Source organism: Corallococcus sp. AB032C (assembly GCF_003668935.1).
Classification (GTDB): domain Bacteria; phylum Myxococcota; class Myxococcia; order Myxococcales; family Myxococcaceae; genus Corallococcus; species Corallococcus exiguus.
The window spans coordinates 1-877 of the sequence record NZ_RAWP01000259.1 but is presented as its reverse complement, the minus strand read 5'-3'; the positions used below and the strand labels follow the sequence as shown (position 1 = coordinate 877).

1 protein-coding gene is annotated in these 877 nt (G+C 66.7%); it reads left to right on the top strand.

Annotated features, from left to right (window positions below; genetic code table 11):
- Window positions 1-2: 2 nt before the first annotated feature.
- The coding region (tuf, locus tag D7X99_RS41955) for an elongation factor Tu (RefSeq protein ID WP_121782590.1) at window positions 3-877 on the top strand (875 nt) is incomplete at its 3' end.

Here is an 877-nt window from a genome sequence, read left to right as displayed (position 1 = left end):
TCATGTCCAAGGAAAAGTTCGATCGCAGCCTGCCCCACGTGAACATCGGAACGATTGGGCACGTGGACCACGGCAAGACGTCGCTGACGGCGGCCATCACGAAGGTGCTGGCGAAGTCCGGTGGCGCCACGTTCCTGGCGTACGACCAGATTGACAAGGCGCCGGAAGAGCGCGAGCGCGGCATCACCATCTCCACGGCGCACGTGGAGTACAAGACGAAGAACCGTCACTACGCGCACGTCGACTGTCCGGGACACGCCGACTACGTGAAGAACATGATCACGGGCGCGGCGCAGATGGACGGCGCCATCCTGGTGGTGTCGGCGGCGGACGGCCCGATGCCCCAGACGCGCGAGCACATCCTGCTGGCGCGCCAGGTCGGCGTGCCCTACATCGTGGTCTTCCTGAACAAGGTGGACCTGCTGGACGACCCCGAGCTGCGTGAGCTCGTGGAGATGGAAGTCCGCGACCTGCTGAAGAAGTACGAGTTCCCCGGCGACAGCATCCCCATCGTCCCCGGCTCCGCGGTGAAGGCGCTGGAGGGTGACACCAGCGACATCGGCGAGCCGGCCATCCTGAAGCTGATGGAGGCGGTGGACGCGTACATCCCGACGCCGCAGCGCGCGACGGACAAGCCCTTCCTGATGCCGGTGGAAGACGTGTTCTCCATCGCCGGCCGCGGTACGGTGGCGACGGGCCGCGTGGAGCGCGGAATCATCAAGGTGGGCGAGGAAGTCGAAGTCGTCGGCCTGCGCGCGACGCAGAAGACGGTGGTGACGGGCGTGGAGATGTTCCGCAAGCTGCTGGACGAGGGCCGGGCGGGCGACAACATCGGCGCGCTGGTCCGTGGCCTCAAGCGCGAGGACATGGAGCGCGG